Source organism: Novipirellula sp. (genome assembly GCF_041583735.1).
Taxonomy (GTDB): domain Bacteria; phylum Planctomycetota; class Planctomycetia; order Pirellulales; family Pirellulaceae; genus Novipirellula.
Genome location: NZ_JBFHFD010000053.1, coordinates 1 through 23,453, shown reverse-complemented (window position 1 = coordinate 23,453; position 23,453 = coordinate 1). Strand labels below are relative to the sequence as shown.

The 23,453-nt window shown below is 54.7% G+C and carries 1 protein-coding gene and 1 pseudogene; both read right to left on the bottom strand.

All coding sequences use genetic code 11. The features are described from left to right. A pseudogene (locus ABX962_RS06670) lies at positions 1-8,155 on the bottom strand (hypothetical protein); the annotation flags it as partial. A 668-nt stretch (positions 8,156-8,823) separates the two neighbouring features. Next, positions 8,824-23,415, bottom strand: coding sequence for a DVUA0089 family protein (locus ABX962_RS06665; protein ID WP_372717777.1), 14,592 nt, complete (start codon positions 23,413-23,415; stop codon positions 8,824-8,826). Positions 23,416-23,453 lie beyond the last annotated feature (38 nt).

Sequence of the window (23,453 nt, the reverse complement as noted above, 5' to 3'; positions counted from 1 at the left end):
GTTCTTCTCCGCCAATGAGAATCGAGAAATTAGTATTCGGATAAATCGAGGCGTCGACGACTCGCAACGTCGTGCTTGCCGGATTGTTATCAAGACCGACCACGGGTGCCCCACCTACCGGAATCACCTGAACTTGACTACCTGCAAGATGCGTTGCAGCGGTCGTCCCGTTCTCAGCGCGTGAGATCGTAAATTCGTTATTGACCAAATCCACGGCGCTGACCAACATGTCCTCGCCGTCAACCCGAATCGGGAACGGCGCGGCAGGGAAGACGCTGGCGTCATCGACTTCGAGAACGAGTGCCGTCGGACTGATATCGAGCGTTAGTGGTGAACTGAGTGTCAGATTGCTACTGGCGCTCAGAAGGTCGGTTACCGTCAACGCGGAACTTGCGGTCGCCGACATCGCGGTGCTCAACAGCGACGTCGTTACTTCGGCAACCGTCGCGGTATCAGGGTGCGTCGTCGGCGTCGTATTATGAATCCCGCGTGTCACGGTGAACGAATTCCCGACACGCGAGGTCACCAACATCTGCTCGTTTTGAACCTGGATCACAAACGGTGTCGCAGGCCACTGCTCGGTAAACGGTTGATCCGAAACGTTCTGTACTTGAATCGTCTCGGAAATTCCTGCGACAGGTGCTGTCAGAATGGGTTGCAGTAGCGCGCTGACGGCGCCCTGATCCTTCTCGAACGACAACGTGAAGTTACCCGAGTAGGCATCCGTCGAAATTGTCTGTTCTTCGTTCACACTCGCGGTGTAAGGAGCGTCCGCCTTAATGGGCTCGGTCGTCTGACGCGTCACTCCGTTATCAAAGGTCAACGTAAAGAAACTATCACCCGACGGCGCCCCGCCCACGGTCACCAGTTGAGTACCGTTGTCCGATTCAAACGCATAAACTGGATTCCCGTTGGAATCGAGCGCAACCACCTCACCACTGCTGGTAATAGCAAACAGCGTATTCGCGTAGGCACCGTCGTTGACGTTTTGGGGGCCAAGCGCGAGTCCTTGGAAGCTAAAGGGATTTCCTGCGGAATCAAAGACTTCCTTACGATTGATCACAAATCCGTTGTCCGGGTTGATCACAAGGAATTCCCCTACATTGGTAACGCCAAAGAGGTTGCCGTTACTGAGGAAATTGTCGAACGAGAGCCCTGTGACACGTCCGGTAACCGGCCCAATCGCCCCGTCGTCTCCGCCCACCAACGGAATCGTCACGACCGTACCACTGGCCTGGAAATTGCGACCGTTCGTTCCCGTGTTACCACTGGTGATTACCGCGGTGACCAATTCACGAGCATTCACATGATTATTGATCACATCGACGATATCGCCTGCGGTCGGACCTCCGTTGATCGCGCCATTGTTGTCACGGGTGTAGCGAATCCGCAAATTGACCACTGGTTTCGTGGCAGTAGAGCTGGATGCACTTGTCACCGCTGCGCCGGCGCCGCTGTTCACTTGCTCATAAGACACCACGACCGACACATCATTCCCACGCTCACCGGGCAATTTAGAGCGAAATTCAATCGTAGTGGAATTGACTGGATTGCCAGAATCACGCACTAAAAAAGTCTCGGACGCGTTGACCACATTTGTACTTTGGATATGCCCTAGGTATCCGTAGCGAGGTTGGCCACCCGCAGCATTTCGTGGCGACGCATCTCCATTTTCACGTGCGCGATACAACTTGGATGTACCATCGGATTCACGCACAGAGTAATAAACGTTATAGGTCGGCACCGGGGCGTTGGACGGTCCCGTGGTACCGGTACGCTCGAACGTAAAGGCGTCCACGTCATGCGAAATCGTAAACTGTTCTAATTGATCCGAAACCGCTGGATTGGCGTTGTTGTAGATATTCGTATTGGGGGTAGCGCCATTGCCCGGGATGTTATCGTTTTGCGTCGAGATGAACGAACCATCGGTGGGATTGATCTTTACCAATTGCCCGACGGTACCGACACCATTTTCTAACCGGATATACCCATACATCGCACCATCACTACGGATCACGATGTCTTGTAGATCATCACGACCAGAACCCACATTCTGTTTCAATCGCGTGAGGAAGTTCTGAGCCTTCAAGATGCTGGCGGTGTAGAGATTGTCATCGGCGCTATCGCCCCCGGAATCGGTCGAGACGTAAGTCACCACATCGGATAGGTCAAACGGGATCACATGGCTAGCGAGACTAACCTCGTCGGTGACGTTAAAAATCCCGTCGGCCTCGGTAGGCATAATGCCAACCCCTTGCGAACGATAGCCACTAATGCCGATATGGTCTTCGACGATTCGCGTGACCGAGTTGACCGGTTCAAGCCGCATTAATTGATTGGCTTGGCTTGGATCGGCCTGAAACGCTCCCATCAACGCGGTTGGCAATTGCCGATTGCTCATCACCGCAACATAAAAATATTGATCCGCAGCAACAGGCGAAAGATGAAACGGTCCGATGAACGGATCTTTGTCGCCCAGCGAACCACGACTTAAATCGTCGACCGACGGATCGCTTCCAACCGGTTGGTCGCTATCGACATTGGATTCACGACTGACATAAACCAATCGTCCTGCGTTGTTATAGACCGCTACGGTCGTATCCGCACGAACTGCTTTGTCGGCATAGTCCATATCCAGCACGACCGACACCGTTCCCGGACCATCATTGACACCCGAGATCGTCTGAACGCCAACATGGTTCAATTTGAATCGGTACCAATCGATATCATTGTTGTCAGAAAGAACGCCAGACAAGCCAATTGCGGCCATGTCTGTTTCAAGTAAGTTCACCAGTGTCTGAGCTTCAGCAAAGTCATTGTTGTCAACGCCTAGCTCTCCTGCTTCGGCGACCAAAGGACTGTGTGCGGGAAGACCGCGAACATCAATCGCGGTGGAAGCGAAGCGGATATCGGAATACTGTACGGTCGACCCAGGAAATTCATCCTCTTGCTGAGTACGAATCTGCAACTGGTATTGCCCGCTACTTTCACCGGCAAGCGTGGCGATCGGATTGCTGCCGGGTAAGGATCGTACCCGTACAAAAAAGACCCCTTCGCTACCAGGCACGCCTGGCAACCGAAAGTAAAGTCCCGGATCGCGGAAATTGTGGCAATAAAAATCGCCGCCCAAATTCGGATTTTGAGTCAACGTTGCAGAGTTCAAATTCCCAGCAAAGGCTGGGTTCGATGAGCGCACCGAACGGGCAAGTACGGTTCCGTTGGCGTTGACGATTTCGACAACCGCATCCAAAGCGGAATCGGTCCGATCGACATCGATCCAAACATCCGTTCCCGCGATCCCACTGAAACTGTACACGTCGACGTCACTGGGATCATCTGGGCTGATATATCCCTGAACCTCAAAACCTAAGCGACGATTCTCATCACCGCTCTTTTCATCGGGCGCCAAATTACCGAGAAATTGTGCCGATGGCCGATTTTCGTTAATTCCATTTCCCGCGGTAAGCGGATTTTCTCGCTCACGGATGATGGCAACATTTCGATCGTTGCTCCATTCGTCAAAAATCATGCCACGCCATTCACCAGGAATACCCGTTGACGGATTGAGCGTGTTGTTGGTGTTGGTCATCACCGAACCATCTGTCCCAAAACCTGCACCGACGCTGTCGTCTCGCAAGCTTGTCATGACAACGGGATGCCCCGGCGTTCCCAACACATGAATCGAGCCTCCGATTCGATCGATCGTCTCGAGCGGCGTTCCAGTCGCCGTAAATCCAGCGTTCGGCCCAAATAACTTGATCACCAAACTCTCCGAATTGCTACTTTGCAGACGCAATCCACTGACGTGATGATGATTATCGACCGTAATCGTGCTGTTGAGCACATGCACGATATCGGTGTCGTCCCAAATTCCTTCGGTGGTCAAGATTTCGCCCCGCACGAACATTCCATTCGTGCTGTTATTGTCGAGCCGATTCAGTCGCACCAAAGGACCAAAGTTGTCATCAAACTCGCTGTAACGTTCCGCCGCTGCGGTGCTGCGGCCATGGTCGATCCTGTTTTCGCTATTGAGCGAGTTTGCATTGATATGGATTGCGGCTCCCGAATTGTCGACGATGCTGTTGTCGACGATGGTGGGCTGGCTGCCACGAACATAGATCACGGCGTTCGCATTTTGACCGCGACCGGAACGATTGCCCGATGCGCCTCCTCCAGCATTGTCCTTCAGAACACTATTCGTCAGCCGAAGATCGGCTTGATGCACCTCGATGGCATTAAAATTCGCCGATACACCTTCGATCGGTGAGTCACCCCCGGCGAACGAGATCAACGCATGATCGATGCTGCCAAAGGAGACTTCGCCAAAGAACAAACCGGACCAATCCCCTGGGGCCCCGACGGTGGATGGATTGCCATCGGTATCAAATGTCCCGCTACCACCGTAGCGATCGTCAAACAACGACGTGAAAATGACAGGCCGGTTTTCGGTCCCTTCGGCAATCAATGCCGACGCACCGCGTTCGGCTTCGATACGCGCATTGCTGAGCTTTACGACTACCCCTGGATCAATCATTAATCGTCCTGCGGCACGCGCATCACGAGATCCGACCGCATTAATAAAGGGTCCACCTGGGTTACCCGCGATGATCAAGCTTTGGGTAAGAACGTGGGGAATATCGACATCATCAAAGCGTCCCGGTACGTCGAGTCGATCGATCACCGAACCACTTGCAATTTCCACGCGAACAAACAACCCGTCGATGCGGTTATCAGCTAGGAAATTGCCATAGACATCGGGACCGATTCGGTCCAGCGAATCGTCAAAACTATCGGGGCTTGCCGAAATCGCCGCATTCTGACTATTGGAAATGTGATTGAAACTGAGCGTGGGTCGCGCATCGACAATATGAATCGAGGTGAATGTCAGGGATTGCGAGTTCACGGCCACCTTACCACCACCATTGTTAATATCGGCGTGATTAACGTAGCTCAGGAAAATCCCACGATCTTCGAGGTCCGAATCTTCTCGGATCACGATTCCGCCAAAATCACCGGACGCCGCAGTGCCAATGCCGTCGGAGTCCCCTCCGAATGCGTCGTTATGGTACGACCGCATGTAAACGGGATTAACGGGTGTGCCCAAAACTTGAATCGCAGATCCAGCTCGACTAATCCCGATCGACGAAGTCCCGATGTCGATATTTGCTTTACGCAATTTGATCAACGCACCGGCATCGATCATTAGCGTAGCGCCTTGAGGCACCATCAAATCCAACCCGTCACGTAACGCAACACCTGAGTTGTTTTCGCCGATCAAGTAGGGAGTATTGTCGTTGAAGGTCGACAATTTGCCGTCGAGTCCACCGTTGCCAACGATGCGAATCAGGTTCGGAGCCGCTAACAGTGCTGGTGTGTTCTCAACATCCAGCGTGTCGATATTCGCCAATTGAACAATTCGCCCGTTTTGCGAAACCGTGACCCCCGCACTCAACCGCCCGCCCGACTTCGCAGTGTTGATCGCAGCTGCAATCGTCGCCGCGACGTCGTCCGGGGTCGTGGCCGCACTGATGTCAATCCGGTCAAGACCTACGCTTCCAAACGTCAATGTCAACTCAGGATTGATACCATCATCAATCGTGATGATGTCGCCAGTGCTGATATCCGCAATCGCGTTTTTGGGCACGACAATTCGGGTCGCCGCTGCGGTTACGGCACTGCTGATGGTATCGAATGGATCCAGTAGCGAACCGTTACCGTCAGCAGCAGAAAGATTCGTATCGTTCGCGCGATCAACGAAAATTGTGGTGCCAGGACTTGCGGATTGGAACCAGAACGAATGGACACCGCCGGGAGTGCCGTCGCCATCGCCGTCGATTAGCGTGCCATCCGAATCTCGTAACGCCGCGTCCCCACGGTTGGCTTCAAACGATAACTTTAGTTCATAAGCCCCATCGGTCGTCCCGCCGCTGCCGCTGTCGGGAACGCGTGGATCGTAATCGTCATTGCCAGTGCTAGTCACTCCGACAAAATAGGTGCCTGGCTGAAGGTCGACTTCAAGAAACGCATCATGTCCAAAGTAATGATCATTCTGGACGACCAACTCGACCTTGCCACCACTCGTTTGGCGATAGAGTGTGAGGACGCTGTCGAGCATACTTGGGTTACTGAGCCGCTCGGCAATGGCTTCCGCTTTAAATTTCCCAGCATCGTTTAACTGGAACTGGTAAAGATCGATATCGGTGCTGTTGGGCGGTACGATTCGCTGCAAATGAACAATATCGTTATCGCCTGGCAAAACTTGCCCTGGCGCAGCAATGCTGCTCATTGTCGCGGGCAGTTCATAAGCATGACCTAATCCCAACGCATGCAGTAGTTCGTGCGTCATCGTTTCGGTGAAGCCATCGCCATAAGTCGACGATGTTGGATAGACAAACTTGTTTGCCGTAACGGCTGCCCCGGTGAAAATCCCAGCGACACCCGAACTCGGGCCTAGCCCCGATGCAACAGCTCGCAAATCCCCTTTCCCCACGCGAAGTCCCGCATTGGGTGCCGTGGAATCGACCTCAATAAATTCGTACCCCGATTGACTTGCCAAGACATCAAAAATCCCACGAATAATCTCGCGTTCCCGAGCGGTGATCTCATTGGGATACGAAACCCCGTTAGAGTCGGTGCCAATATTGGCAGGGAAGTTGTAGCGGTAAACGGTGATCGGTTGCGGTGTGCTCAGCGCTGTACCGCTGGCTCCGATGTGTTGTTCACGCTGAATTTGACGATGCCCAGGCTCATCTTGGCTGCCTGGATACGGCGGCAAAGGCACATTTTGGGCCGAGATCGTCGAAGCGACCTTCACTCCTGCGGCGCCTAACACGCCCAGCTGGGTTGCGTTATGAATCGAAGAATTATCGTCCGACACAACGGCACTGATATTCGATTGAATCTCCAATCCATAGGACCCTGTCCCGGATGCACTGAAAATCTCGACCACATACTCACCGGCCGCAAGAATCGGCATCGAATTCACGACGGCCCCGACGGCTCCTGTGGTCGCCGCGGCCACCACGGTCGTTAGATCCGCGCTCAACACCCGAACGCTGAGCGCCATACCTGCATGAGGCGAAGCGTTGATCGTCAACTGGCCAGTTGCATCGATTTGCACTCGATAGCGATCAACATCGCTGGCGTCATTATTAAGCCCGTTCGCATCGCCAAGAAAGCCGTCTTTGGTGTACCCGCTTTGAATCGTCCCGCTATTCGCAAATAGCGACCCCACATGAATGGCACCGCTGTTAGCAGTCGTGCCATCTGCAGAGTATCCGACATCCAAACGATACGTCCCTTCGGGGATGTCGCTATCAAAGGTCAACGTCACCGTGGAAGCTGCGTTATCGTACGCCGCAGTGGCCGGAACGAGCGTGACGTCGTCTGCGGTGGACAATGATCCCGCGGTGTCGACGAGTCGGAAGAATTTTGGATCGTTCGCGTCATCCGAATCCAGCGTTTGACCATCAAAGTGAACAACGATGGTGTCCTTTTTCTGGCTCAGATCGCCATTGGTCAACCGCTCAATCGGTTGAGGCACCACGGCGACAACTTGTGCGCCGCGATCGAGCCGAAATGGCAAGGCATAATTGACGCCGCTATTGAACGCTTCGCCGGCGTTGTTCTCCAGTACAGCTGCACCGGCGCCGATGATTTCGATGCGATAGGTGTCATCGGGGAACGAATTTAAAACGGCAGCGGGATCGCTCAGGTCGTCGGTGGGATTGTGCGATGCGGAACTAGCAGTCTGGAACACGATCCGCTGTAAATCTTCGGGATCGGTGCTGCCGGGTTCGTCGAGCCCCACATACCCCAATGCAATCCGTTGTTCGTTACCATCGCCAAACGTTCCGTCGCCACCACTGCGAACCAAACGCACCGTGTTGGCGTTGATCGTGGACTCTTTCAGATCCGCGCCTCCCTTGAACAACAAATTGAATTCGCGAGGTGCGATATTCAGCGTATCACCCGACTGCAACAGAGCTCCTGCGTCCGGCCGAATCGCAATCAATTCGGGCCCCGCCAACAAACGACGATCTTCAAGTTGCTGAGTCAGCATCTTGCGTGACTGGTCGCGATGATGTTGACTTTTTCGGGAAGATCGACGAAGGGCTTTTTTTCCGAGAAACGCGCGAAAAGGTCGGAGGGTCATAGATCTATTTCCGGGAGGATCGAAAATTGCAGGGGAGGCTTTTTTTTGAGACGAGATGACGTCGCACTATTACAACATATATTCGTGCACTATAGAGTAATCGGGTGGTTAAGAAATCCACCGTTTGATTCCTACAACTAAAAAAAAACGTGTAATTGATTCGTGTGCAACTCGCCGCCACTGCCGCTCGGATTACGAAAGTTCCCTTATTCTGGAAACTTTTTTCGCTTTTCTTTTTGTGCTAGAGGAGGAGCCGCTCGGGACGTCTCGTGCCTATCCCCCAATCGTGTGTGGATAAGATGACACACGGCAGAGAATCAACCAAAGACAGCGATCTCAAGCCCCAATCAAGACGCCACTTTGGTGGCAGAAATACCCACCCTCAGAAAGCCTCCAAACGCGATCGGTGGGGCTACAAATTAGTGGGGGTGGTTGAGCGTGGGCGGAAGCCTGCGATGAATTAAACGTGAGTTGAAGATCACTTTCATTGCGACCAACAACAACACGTTGCCAGTGTGATCGGCAGCGTGAGAAAGGGGCACGTGAGAAAGGGGCAGACTTATAAAAAAAGAGGCAGACGTCAGACGACGTCTGCCTCCTCTCCTATTGCAAACCCGCGGCGTTGCCGCTGCGGTATCGCTCTTCAATCAACGCGAATACTTGCGGCATCACTCAAAATCGAGAAAGGCTGAATCGAGGGCCGAAACGGTATCGTCCGACCCGCCGTCCGCTTCTCGTTCGTCGGCAATCAGATCGACCGCATCGCTGTCGATCCAATCGTAGGCATCCAGATCCACACTTGAATCAAACACCACGTCCGCTGGGGAATTGTCGGCTCCAATTGCGACCGATTTATCAGGACGTGGGGCGAGCGCGAACGCCGAATCGGGCTCGGCCATCACCGCCACCGTCTCGCTCGTCATCAACGCCAGCGGGGTTACCGTGGACGCAGCCGCAACAATACTTTCGCCTTGCGCCAGCTCGCCAGAACCGCTTGCCGGAACCGGACCGCGAAGCATCAATTGGTTGATGACTTGCAACGCATCCAAGGCCGAGATTTGACGATCACCAGAGACGTCAAAGTAATTCGGGCCTTGATCCCCGGGTTGAACCGGGATACTCGAAACGTTGCCTCCGGCTAGCATCAGTTTGTTGATGATCAACAATGCATCCAACGCGGAAACGTCACCATCGGCGTTGACGTCCGAAAAATCATTTGGATTTTGCAGTCGGCTCGCAACAACCTGAACGCTGACGGTCGCAGGCGTACTGAATCGGCCTTCGTTATCCGCGATCGAATAGGTAAACGAATCACGTCCGACAAAACCGGTCGCGGGGATGTAGCGAATCTTTCCATCGGCAAGCGGCACTGCGTCGCCACGACCTGGGGCCGAGACAATTCGAATGCTCGCAAGGTTCAGTGTTCCGTTCTCGTCGCTGTCGTTCGCGGCAACGTTAATCACGACGGCTTCGTCGACAAACGTGCCTGCCACATCCGATTTGGCAATCGGAGCTGGATTCGCATCAATCGTGATCACAGCAGGAATGCTACGAAGTCCAAGATTGTCTGCGACGGTGTACGAGAACGTATCTTTACCCGAGAAACTGGCGAATGGCGTGTAAGTGATCACCCCATTCAAATCAATTTGCACCGAGCCGAACACAGGCTGTAATTCGAGACGCACCGATGCCGGGTCAATTTGACCGTCGATATCCGAATCATTGTCCAAAGGACGGATGATCGTCGATCCCGAAGCGGCAAGCACTGGATTATCCGCCACCAAAGTCGGAGCGTCGTTGATTCCATTGATCACCACGCGAACCACTACCGGAGCACTGAGCACGCCCGCGGCGTCACGCACGGTGTACGAGAACGAATCGGTCAAGCTCTTGCCGGGTGCGAGAGCCTGCAACACCGATGCTTTCAGCGGGTTGTAGGTGATCGTCTGCGTCACAGCATCAAACTTCACCGTCGCTCCGCTGACCGAGGTCGATTCCGCCGGCATGACCAACGTCAACGACTCGCTAGGGTTGGTCAGCAGATCGGGATCCCCATCGTTAGCGAGCAACTGGGCTGCTGAAATCGTCAGCACCGTGTCTTCGTCCGACGGATCCAAAACATCCGACAATGGTCGTGGCGGGTCATTGACTTCGCCAATCTTGATTTGGAATGAAACCGGTGGCGAGATTGCTTCGCCGGAATCGGTTGCATTGACAACCACGGTCACCGCACCGACGGCATTCAAAGCCGGAGTAAATCGCAACACGCCCGATTCGCTGATCACCGGAAGCGACGCAAACAGTGACTTAGAAGCTTCGGGCACGGTCACGTTAAAGACGACCGTTTGGCTGCTCTCGTCCGCCGGTCCGGGCGAAATCTGCGTTGCCCACACGGCGTTATACGGTCCGCTATCTTCGTCCACGGTGACATCGCCCGCGTTGGCAAATGTTGGCGGATCATTAACCGCCGTCACGCTGATGGTGAACGTTTGGGTGTCCCCCACGGCGTCGTCACCGATCGCAGCGTCGGTCGGTCCGTTGTCACGAAGCTGTGCAGTAAAGACCGCTTGCCCTGCGGCATCCGGTGCCAACGTGTAGGCCAGCGTCGCAGACGATCCGTTGATGATCGCGTTGGGCGCGACCGAGAACAGCGACGTATTTCCACTGATCTGGGTGATAACAAACTCGGTCTGCTGAGCTTCAATTGCTCCGGCACCTTCGAGTTCGTCGGTGGCACCGGCAGGTCCGGCTTGGACATTGGTTGCCCAATCAGGAACCCGTACGACGCCTCGTCCCAATCCCGTGTCCTGGTCTTCGATCGAAACCACGTCACCTGCACCGCTAAAGATGGGTGCATCGTTGACGGGCAGAACGTTGATCGCCACGGTGTTCGACGCGATCCGTGGGTTACTGCGAACCGTGCCGCCGGTCCCCACATCGACTGTCACGCCATCATCCGAGACGGTGTAGATGATCGAGTCGTTACCGGTGAAATTCGCACGTGGTTTGTATCGAAGTGCGACCACTTCGCCGCTGCCGCCGAGCACTTGCGTCAACGTACCACCGTTGAGCGAAGTGACCGGAATCGGGGTTCCAAGCGATAAAGTTTGATTTCCACCTGGGGTAACGTTGGAGGCTTCGTTCGCGGGTCCGACCGCAAACACATCCAACAAGCCTGGGTTGGTGCTGTCACCTCGAACACGAATTTCGACTTCGCCATCTTCAAGCATCGTGAATTGAAGTGGAGTCACAGCAGGGTCAATCCGGGGCGGATCGTTGACCGGTTGGATCTCGATCGTCATCGTCTTGGCGAGCGACGAAATCAAGTCGCCTCGAGTGGCATTTCCAGGCCCATTGTCGGTGGCAACAATTTCGAACTGGAATTTACCAAACGCATTGGCTGCCGGACGGAATGTCAAGCGACCATTTGCGTCAATCGATGGGAACTGAGAAAAGAACTGTGCCGCTTGATCCGATGCAAAACCGAGTGAGGTCACCGTAAACGTGACGTTTTGTCCCGTATTGGGGTCAATTTCATCAAACGCGTTAAACGGAGGTCCCGCGTTAATATTAAACGCATAGTTATTGATCGTGACGGCCGCTCCGTCCTCAGGCACCTCGATACTAGGTTGGCTGATCTCAAACTCGGGTCGGTCGTTGACCGGGTTCAAATTCAAACGAACTTGATTGATCGATGTCAAGCGATCCGGCACCAGCGATCCCGCAGCAAGCGAGTAGGTTTCGTTGCCTGTGCCACTCTTGTCACGCACGGTGTACGTGAACGTGTCGGCAGAGCCAATCGCGTTATTGAAATTGGTTGGGGGAACGTAGTTCACACCAATCAACACACCGCCGCTAAAGACGCTCGTCAATTGACCGCCCAACGCGGTGGTTTCAGGGAAATCAAACAGTTCGAGTGTTTGGGATCCCCCAGGCAGTGCCGCGACTTCATTAGCCGGCCCCGGTGTAAAGACATCCAACAACCCGATTTGGCTGTACCCCGATGTTGCCGCCGGGCGGTTGATCGGAATAAAGAACGCTTGCGACGTGTCCCCGAGTGCTTGCGTGTTGTCTTCGCGAAGCGTGTAAGTGATCGTGCCATCAAAACCGACCGCATAAGCTTGGTCGATGATCGGGTTCGGGCCTGCGGGCACAACCCGGCCGCTGGTACCGAGCACGCTCGAATTCAATCGCGGAGCATCGTTAACGGGTCGCACATTCAAGACAAACGTTTTGTCAGTCGAGCGTGGATCATTGAACGCCGGATTATTCGGTTCCGCATCGGTCGCTCGAACGACATAGGTTGCTGTACCGAACTGGTCGGGCGCGGGGAACACTTCCAAACTGCCATCGGCCAACACACGTGGGCTCTGCAACATCAATCCCGCAGGAACGGTTGAAAGCGAATCCACGATCGTAAACGACAACGTCTGGACGTCAATTTCATCAAGTGCCGTGACAGGACCTGGTGTTTGGTTAAACACAAACGCGGGAATCGTCGTCGAGAGTGAATCATCACGCTCGAGCATATCGACCACCGGGATCGTTTGGAAAACCGGAGGATCGTTGGTCTCGGTCACCGTCAACGTTACCGTCGCTGGCGTCGTCGAGCGTTCATCAACCAGATCGCGATCCGCGATGCCACCACCGAACACGGTCGCGCCATCATCAGCAATCGTGTAGGTGAAGAAGTCGTTCGGATTGAACGGCGTTCGTTCGTTGTAATCGACTGGCGGTGCGTAGGTTCCGCTAACAAAGGCCCCGTTGGTGAAATTGAAAGTCAAGATCCCACCAATACCGGTCGTCAACGTCAATTGTCCGCTTCCGCCCGCCAAGCTGTTCACATCGACGGTGTTCGAATTTGATGCGAACGCAACCACGCGCAGAGCTTGGTTTGTCTCGTTGTACGGAGCGGGCAAGGAGGCTGCAAAATTGCCGCCACGATTCGGTTGCTCGCCCACCTTGCCGTTGATCAGATCGGCTGCGGTGAACGTCAATACTGCAGGACCGGCGGGTTCAGCAACTTCGTCCAAGGTCAACGACCGATTAAATGCAACCGGGACATCATTAACAGGTTCGAGGAAAATCGTCGAGGTCACGTTGGACGTTAGCGGAGCACTCGTTCGCGTTCCATCGACCGCCTCGTCGACCCCTTGGTCAATCACCGTATAGGTGAACAACACTTGTCCATAGACATCCGCGGTAGGTGTGAACAACAAGTCGCCGTTTGCACTCAGCGTCAGCGTTCCCAAGGTCGGATCGAACAAGGCAACGGGGTTAACCAAACGGATCGCGCCGTCGTTGCCACGGATAGCTTGATTTTCGTCCGCAGCATCAAGCGGTCCGCTCGAGTCATTTTCCAGCAAGAAGGCCGCTGGAATCACCAGCGACTGATCTTCGGTAGGTACCGGAGCGGTTAAACCACGCGAGGTGAAATAGTTGACGTAGGCAGGATTATCGATCGAGACCGAGTCAGTCGCCAAGAACGGTGCGTCGTTCTGTGGCGTGACCCGAATCGAAGCGGTTGCTACCGTGGTCAATGGATTTGGGAAGGCGGGATCGATCGTTCCATCGGACAGAACCAATACGCCATCATCCTCCACCGTGAACAAGAATTCGTCCAAGCGGAACTCGCCCGGTGTCGGAGGCAAGTTGTCACTGTTGAAGTTCATTTTGGGCGTGTACTGAACCGCGATCAGCGATCCGTCGACGTCAAACGTCGCCGTTAACGATCCGCCTTCGACGGTAATTGCCGTGGTGGACGCGTTGCTTTGATCAATCGTGGTTCCGGTAGCGAGGTCACCGCCGGTGATTGAAACCACTCGTAGGGTTTGATTTGATTCATCAAACGGAGCTTGAGGTATTGCGGGATTCTCATGCCCCGCTGCACCGACAAGCAATTCAGCCGCGGTAATGGTAAGCGTGGTGTCCTCGGTCGTGACGAACGCTTGATTCATTGCCGCCGGTGGATCATTGACCGGAGCGATGTTGATGGTGACCGTCGCAAACGTCGAGACGTTTGTCGCTTGTTGACTGACGTTCTCCTGGGTGCTCAGACGATAAGTGAAGGTGTCCTGACCATAGAAGTCTTCATTCGGCGTGTATCGGAATTCACCGGTAAAGCGGTCGACCACTTCGATCGTTCCGTTTTGCGGCAATGCCCCAAGGAAATAGCGAACCGGGAACAATTGGCCCGACAATCCGGTGTCGTTGTCAAACAGCGTTCCTTGAGCCCCACCGGCTAGAACATCCAGAACCGTATCCTCGACGGCATTAAACGAATCGTCGATCGGCGTGGGCAGGGCGACGCGGCGAATCGAGATTGGGTAATCTTCGACTTCGCCTCCGACGGCGACTCCTGTAGGCCCAAGGTTACCTTCGGCACTGATCCGGAATCGCATCCACGTTTCGCCATTGATGGCGGCCGCATAGGCCGTGGTGTCTCCGGCAATCGTCAGCAAATTGCTGCCTTGAATGACAGGCGTTCCTGCAAAAATCTGCTCACTCGACTCGAAGGTCCCACTCTGGTCAAAATCGATCCAAGCGTCTAGCAGCCCAGCTCCGATGACATCCACATTCACGTTGGCTCCCGCAGGGTCCAACGGGTTGATGTACCCCAGCGTTTGCTCGGCAGTAACCGCATCGGGTCCTGCACCGGGGATCGCAAAGACTCGGACCGCCGAGCCGTTTGGTGCGGTGTAAATCCCGGTCGCTACCCCGTCTTCGTCGTCAACGGCGGTAATTGTCAACGAGTTTTGCTGGCTACTATCGAGCGATACCACGACGGAGTCTCCCGAAGCGGCGACGCGAGTACGGATCGCGGTCAACAACTTCGCCGTGACCTCTTCGACCGTATCGGTCAAGTTAAACGCGACAGCGACGTTGTTCGAACTTGGCACGAGGTTGCCCGTAATGAACTCGAGCTTCGTGACCACGCCACCAATATCAATCGTCAGTACTTCGCCACCGCTTGGAACCGCATTCAGCGTCACACGTTTGGTCGCGTTGGCAGCTGAATTGACGATACTGAACACAGCATTGGACGAGGTGACCGACACCGAAACCAGATCGTCATCGGACGCAGGTGACGGGTTGCCGTTGATATCGACATCGACAAACTGACCGAGTCGAGGCAGACGATTGTTATTGATCGTGTGCCGTGCGCCAGAATCGCTTAGTAGAGTCCCGTAGGAGGCCGGTGCATCGCCATAGTCGAGTTTGACGTCCGGCATCAAAATCGTGAAGCGAGTTTCACCGGTCGCTCGGTTCGGTTGCAACGGGTTGCCAGCCAAGTCCGAGATCGCCCGGATCGTAGAACCGTCGCTCTGCAGCGCATCCTCGTTGTTCAAGATGATCTGGTAAGTGGCATCGGGACGCCAAATACCGCTGATCGGTGTCAAACGCAACGTGCGTGTCGCCGTGTTGTAACCGATCGTGTAATCGATCCCTGAAACCAGATCGACCCCATTTTCGATCAACACAATTTGGTTCGAACCGATCGTGGACGAATCAGGACCAATCCCAGAGCCTTCCGTGATCAGAATTTCAAAGAACTCATAAACGCCATCGGTCAATTGCAAGAAGGTTTGGCTGGGGTCGACATCGATGTTCGCAGCATCGTTGTCGTTGGGCGAGATCAGCTGGGCTTTGGGGCCCGTCGTATCGGAGCGATCAAGCGCACCACGATCAATATCGACGTTGTTGCCTTGACCGGTACTGGTCGAACTGTTCTTGCGAATCTGTCCCGCCAAATCGCGTTCGCTGACCACGATCGGACTCTGCGAGATCCCGACGGAATTTTTCACCGAGACGATCGAAGGACGATCGACTTGGCTCTCGATGCTACTGTCAATCAACGGGCTGCCGGCGGCCGGATAGAAGTTGGGGCTACCCGCGGCCAAATCAAATACGCCGACGTTGGGATTGACGAACAAGGGACCTGCCGGATTGACGACCGCTTCGGTACCAACCCCCGTTCCAATGACCGTTGTCCCATTGCCTTGATACAGCGTTCCCCGCACGACCGTGGGGCCTGCGTTTTGCGAGCGAATGCCGATCGCGTTGTCGACAAGCACATTGTTCAGCAACGTCGGTGCCGCACCGTTTTGGATCTGGATACCGGTGCCCGAGTTGAAGACGGTATTGTTCACCACTCGCGAGAATGCCGAAGGACCTCCCGACGTCGTATTGCCGCCCAACAAGATCCCGTTGCCATTGTTGATCAACAAATTGTTCTGCACGATCGCCCCTGGGATCAGCTGCTCGCTGTTGATCGTCGGGAAATTCTGAACGGCGCCTGGCTTCGGACGATCTCCTTCGTCCGGCACCTTGTTGCCCGGCCCTACATCGCTGGCCGACAAATTCAGCGCCGTTCCCGACGAGAAGCTAATCACGTTCGAATCAACGATGAATTGACCTTGGTCGCGATGCAGGTTCTGGTCGCCGTTATCCTCACCGAGCACCACGTTTCCGCCTGTAATCACACCCAACAAATGAGTGTGTCCGCTCTCGGGCGAGGTGAAATCGATACTGCCTAGATTGCTTGCCGCGGCATAGCCGTGGAAAACAATGACCGGATCGGTGCCATCGGTAAGCGTGCCACTACGAGTGGTGGCTTCCACGCCGAGTGCCGCGCGAACCGATCCACTATTGATCGCGTTGCGAATGGTCTGAGCCACCTGAGCGGCGGTATCCGAGACTCGATATTCGATGACAAAATTCGTCGAGTCCGCAGGCGTCGTCAACGCAGACACCGTGACGTCGTTGAATTCGAAGCGAACCGTTTCGAAGCCGTTCGAGATCTCGAAGGTATCACCATCCACGATCTGGCTGCCACTACTTTGAACCACCATGTTCAAACCATCAGCGAGTCGCTGATTCAGGTCGAATCGAAGATCCTTGCCGATATTATTCGCACCCAGGTACTCTTGTCCCAAGCGAATTTCAAGCTGATAAGGCCCCGCGGTGATCTCTTGCTGCACCGGTCCAACGATCCCGGTTATCGGGTTGTAGTACCGAGCTTCAAAGTAAGGGTTATCTGCAAGCGCCGTGCCTTGCGTGCCGCCGGTAAAGCTTTCACCGCGTTCGGCCAAGCCGATCACGATATCGTCGATGTAAACGCCGTTTGCCCCGCCCAGACCGCGTGATCGTTCGCCGGCCCGCAATAGCCCCGAAGTGCTGCGGCTTCCGGTATAAACCCCAAAGTCGGATCCAGGCAAGTTCGATCCAGCCGCGTTTTCACCATTGATCAGCGTCAGTGGTGTAAAACCGCTTGACGAAGCAACGGGTTTTCCATCAATCGACACGTGCAGCGAATAGCTCGCTCCATTAGGGACTGCGGCTCCGCTGATTCCGCCTGCCATTGCAAACGAATTATACGCGGCCACTCCGATGACATAGGTACCGGGTGACAAGAACGTGTGCTGAAGAAAGGGGTCGAGACCTGCACTTGGTCCTGGATCGTTTCCTGAATCATCATCGTCATCCGTAGCGAGGGGATTCCCGGCCGAATCATACAGATGTAATTCCAGATCAAATAGCGAATCATCGATGTCGAACGTCGCGGTGGCTCCTGCCGAATCGACCGTAAACGAGTAGTAGTCGTAAGTGCCGTCTCCAACGCCTTGAACGGTCAAATGAGGTCGAGCCAGGCTGTTGGCGATATTCGTATTGAGCGACTGACTCCACGACTCGCCATCCAGGTTTTGAGCCGTCGCAAGCGTATCGTTTCCTGGCTGCGACACGATGCCTTGGGCGCTCGTTTGGCTAATGGCTAGGTCGTATAGACGCACCGCGTTGGTTGATCCCACAACCGGGAAGGCCGCAAGACTTGGCGCGGCATCGAGATAATGAATCTCGTTGGCCAACGCGAATTGGATCGCGTTACGCACCTGAACGGGATTCATTGAAATGTCAACATCAATCGCAACGGCGGTCGCTGCGACCCCCGGCGTACTTTGGATCAGCGATTCCAATCCCGCAAACGTGTAGGCACCAACTTGGGTTTCACTATTGAAATTAACCAAAGCGGGTTTGCTTGGGCTTGAAACGGTCGTGGTGGTCAGATCACCATCGGCGGCGATGAACGCAGCCACTTTCTGAGCCACGTCGGCTGCGGTGTCGGTTGGCGAAACACTGATTTGCCCCAACCCCGCAACTCCAGGCACAAGTTCGACGATCGTATTTCCGTCGGGTCGCTGCAGCGCAAGCGGAGCAGTGACTTGGCTGCCCGCAGGCATCTGGACGACTAAGCCGAGATCAAACTCAAACGATTTGGTCAGCGTTGGCAATACATCGCCTTGATTGGTCACAAGCCGATCGGGCATCTCGCCCGAGACAACCAAGGTTTGACCATCGGTCAATTTGTGGCCGAAGATCGCTTGAATTTCGCTTTGGTCAGGCCGCGCTTCCCCAGCGGTCGAAAACTCAAAGCGAATTTTGACATCTTGTTGTCCAGCCCAAGGGCCAAGGTCGATGCGGGCTTGGCGGAAGACATCGTCGTCAAACAATTCTTGCACAAACCGTTGTTGGAAAACGTTCGTGTAGCCATTGCTGCCGATTGGATCGTACTCGTGATCGGCACCGCGAATATCGTCCCATACACGATTGTTGATCGCATCGTCAAAGTTATTCGTCGCAACGAGTTGCCATTGACCATCGTCACCGGCAACCATCACACGCAACGAATCACGCATCACGTCATCGAGCCCGGCATCACTGTTGGTCGTGACATTGTTGTCCGCGTTGGTGTTCTCGGAATCGAGCAAGTAGGTGAAGTACAACGTTGGAAGATCTGCGGCGCTAAACCCAGAAAGGTCCAACGTGTTGCTTTGTACGCTGCCGTGTGCTCCCCCGAGGAAGTTGTATCCCGAGAAACCTTGAAGATCGTCGGCATCCAAATCGTCGTTGCTGTCGGAATTGTCACTCACGCGGCCATCGCCATCCTGGTCCAAGTGCGACAGATGATTGAAGTCGTCGCTCAGATCATCGAATCCAAAGCGAAGGGATCCGCCGCCAATCAGACTGGCACGATCATCAAGCGAGTTGACACCATGACCAGGCTCGGTTCGTAGCGTGTCACTCAGATGCCACAGCGTCGAATCGAGCGAACTGAAGAACAAACCAGCAAACTCGCCCGAGGTCGACGTATTGTCCACTAGGATGCTGTCGGCACCGAATTCAAAGATAGGCTGTGCCGTGCGAGTCGTTAAATCGAAGGCGTAATAACGCAGCGGCGTCGAGGAACTGACGGGGGTTCCAGGCGTAGTCGCGCGTCCGACGCCGAAGTACAGATCGGAGATTCCGATCGTATCGTTGACATCACGGAAATTCTCTGGCCCCAAACTGACGCGTTCAAACACCAATTTATTACCGTTCGAATCGGTAATGAAATCGACGCCGGCAGTATAGTCAACGCCTTCGACCGCAAGCGGGTCATCGGCCACCGTTGGGTCGACGATCAGCGTCGCGATTCCACGGATGTCCCCGCTGGCATAGGTGCTGTTGCTGTTTTCGCTAAAGCTAGCTTGCCACACCGCCCCGGTATCGGTAAAGGCATACAAAAATTGGCCACCATTGATGTCGGTCACCAAATCGGTAACGTTTCCGGTGGGCAACCCCGTGTTGGGCGAGTCCGTTGGAATTTGAATTTGGGCGACGATATTAGTACCGGCCCAAGGGGTTTCCGGAGGAAAACTGAAATTGGGGTAGTTGTTTTGGATTCGTGGATCCAACGGATTTGCCGATTCAAAACCGCCGGTCATATCGCGACCCGCACGACTGATCGCCGTTCCATCATTGGGGTCAAGTCGATAGATCAGGTTATTGGCATCCAGATTTGGTTGCGCCGCCCCGATCGTATCATTGGTTCCATTCGTGCCGACATTGGTTCCAGTAAAGGTGCCACGATTGGCGAGTCCATACAGGTAACGAGCTTCCGACGTACCGCTGCTGTAATACGCCAGACTGTCAAACACCATTCCTTCGTCATCACGATTGTTGATGGCGACAGGCGGATTCGCATTGTTGAGCGCCCATTCGTAGGTTTCGATCCCCGTCGCCCCAATCGCCGTGAACACTCCGTCGGCGCTGACGCTGTAGGTTGTCGACGTATTGGCATCGTTTCGCGTCGCGTTGCCTTCATTGCGAATGGCGATGATGTCACCGCGAGCCGACTGGGCCACCGCGCCGATCGGAACCGAAGTCGCCTCTTCGATAATCGCATCGTGACGTCCGGTGAATGGATTGTAGATCGACAACCGCGATGCGTTGTTGCTATTCTCGCGAATCGCCAACAATGGAATGTCGCCGAACTGCCATGGAATGATGTTGCTACCGTCGTTTTCAAAAACAACCTGCAGCGACTGTGTCTCCTGATCGGCACGCGGCTGAACCGGCGTGCCTTCGCTTGCGTTGTTGTTGGTGGTCGGAGCGTAATCAAAACGATCGTCGATGATCAGCACGGTGGGATCGAGCGGTTCGAGCCGAGCATTGGTGTTCACCGGATTGATCTGAGTGAACTGAGTCATGTCGGCGGGCATTTGCCCCGTCGTCCCAACGATCACTTGATAATCACCATTGGGGTTCAATTCCAATGGTCCGATAAAGGCGTCACGGGTGCCTTGAGATCCCCGTGAAAGATCGGACTCGGTGGTCGGTTGGCCCGGCACAATCGGCGTGATCTGGTCGTCCAAGATGTTCGAGTTCGTTCCAATCGCAATCAGATTATTGCCATCGAACAGATACATGTTCGTATCAGGTCGGGTCAGACCATCGGCCCAATCGATATCAAAGACCGTTGAAACCTTGTTGGGCGTTGGGTTGAGCCCCTGTAGCGAATCACGATCGACGGTGAAGGTGTAGACATCGACGGTGTTATCAGCGACTCCGGCGATCGAAATGGCACCGCGATCGGTATTGCCGAGACTGCCCAGGTCGATCGTTCCGCCCGGATTAAACAGCTCGCCGGCCAATGGCGAATGTGCCGGTAATCCAATCGCAACAATCGCATCGGTGGCATAGCGAAGGTCGGCGTAGCGAACCACGCTGCCTGGGAATTCATCGGTTTCGCTCAGTCGGATCTGGAACTGATAGCCGCCTTGCGTGGTTCCGCCCATCAAACGGCTTGCATCGATTCCGGCCAACGAGGTTAGATTCGCCGCTGGGTTGCTGCTGCGAACACGCACATAGAACGTGTTCCGGGTTCCAGTCGTTCCTGGCAAGACAATCCGCATTCCCGAATCGCCATCGTTTTGGCTAAACAGATCGCGATATTCACCGGTCGCATTGACTTCGGCGTCATGGTCCAACTGCATCGGCAACGCATGCCCGTCACGCATCAGATTGCTGTTGACGAAGGTCAATTGACCGGCCAGCGATTCGAATCGCGAATCCTGGCTCAATGCCAACACACGACCTTCACCGTCAAGCAGTTCTAGGACGGTATCGAGTTGAGCATCAGTGCGATCGACATCGAACCAAACCATGGTCCCCGCAGTGCCCTGGAAACTGTACAAGTCCTGATCTTGGGGGGCTGCGATAGCACCATACACCTCGAAACCAAGACGGATATTTTCGTCGCCGGACTTTTCGTTTGCCGCCAGCGTTCCGAGTTCTTGGTGTTGTCCGACGTTGGCGTTCAAGTCACCGACACCGCCAATTCGACCTTCACGCTCGGTCACCGCCGCGACATTTCGATCATGGCTATAGGGATCAAATTTCAATCCTTGCCAATCACCCGGGCTGGCAGCACCTGCGCCGCGCATCGTATCGGTTTGCACCTCGCCACTTGGGGTGAATCCAGCACCGACGGTATCATCGTTGATGCTCGTCATAACGACGGGGAACCCAGGTTGCCCCAGCACCATTAAACGTCCACCGATTCGATCGACAATATCAAGAGATCGGCCGGTCGCCAAAATCTCAGCACCGTCCACTTTGACGACCAACGACTCCGTCGAACTACTTTCGATTCGCATTCCGCCAAAGGTGTGCAAATCGGGGATTTCGATATCGCTGTCTAAGACATGGACAATGTCGGTGTCATCCCAAACCACTTCGGTGGCAAGCACTTCACCGCGAATGACCATGCCATTGATTTCGTTGTTTTCCAACTGGTTGCCACGAACAACGGGCCCCTGGTTGGCTGGCGGGACCGAGTAACGGTCAATCGGTCCGGTTTGCCGACCGCCATCGCTGCGCAACCCGGAATTCAGTGCGTTGACATTGATATCGATCACGCCGCCGTTGTTGCCGACAAATGTGTTGCCAACGATGGTCGGCTGCGCCGCGGTGACATGAATCGTAGCAGCCGAGTTCGGTGCAAAATCACTTCGAGCACCGATTTGCGAGCCGCCGGTCCCATCGTCATTTTGCTCGAACACGCTATTGGCGATGCGTGCTTCGGCTTGATGAATCTGAATCGGATTGAACGCCGCGGTCCCACCGCCGACCCCGGTGATTCCACCTGCAAAGGCGATCAACGAGTGATCCAAACTGAGACGACTTGTCGGCGAAGCATAAATCCCGGCCCAGTTGCCGGCATCACCGCTGCTGGTCAGATCGCCGTTGGTATCGAAGGTCCCACCCGCACCGTAACGATCGTCCGCACGCGAGGTGAAGATGACCTCATTCCCCTCGTTCCCTTCCGCTAACAACGTGGTACCGAAACCAAGTTGAATTCGCGCACCTTGATTCTTGATGATCATCCCTGGATCGATCACCAAGCTCGCATCCAAGCGGCCATGTCGCACCGTCGCAATACTGACGTCGAGCGTTGGTGCAGCGGCCGCAGGAGCTGCCAAGGTATCGGTGTAATCACGCGAGGATTTGTCTAGTTCGGCGACCTTCTTGAACGGGCCTCCGTTGAAACTGCGATACAGGACTCGGCCAACATAGTTGCCAGTGGCTGCGGAAATGTTGGACAATTTGATGGCACTGCCCGATGCAACTCCCGTCACCGATTGGGCAAGCGACCCCGGACTTTCAAATCCATAGGCATCGATGAAGGTGTAGCTGTACTGATAATTCCCGCTCGCTAGCGAACCAGCACCAGGTTGTTTGGCCAAGCCAATAATCGGGCTTGGGCGTTTCGATTCCTCGAACAATCCGCCCGGCGATCCATCAAGCAGCAGATTCTCACCGAGCACGTGGACGATATCGGTGTCATCGAAGCGGGCCGGAACGACCAATTGCTCAAGCGATCCACCGGTTGGTGTATCGATCCGAACGAACAAACCATTGGTTGCATTGCCGGTGATCAAGTTGCCATGGATGCTCGGGCCGACTCGGCCGTAGTCCG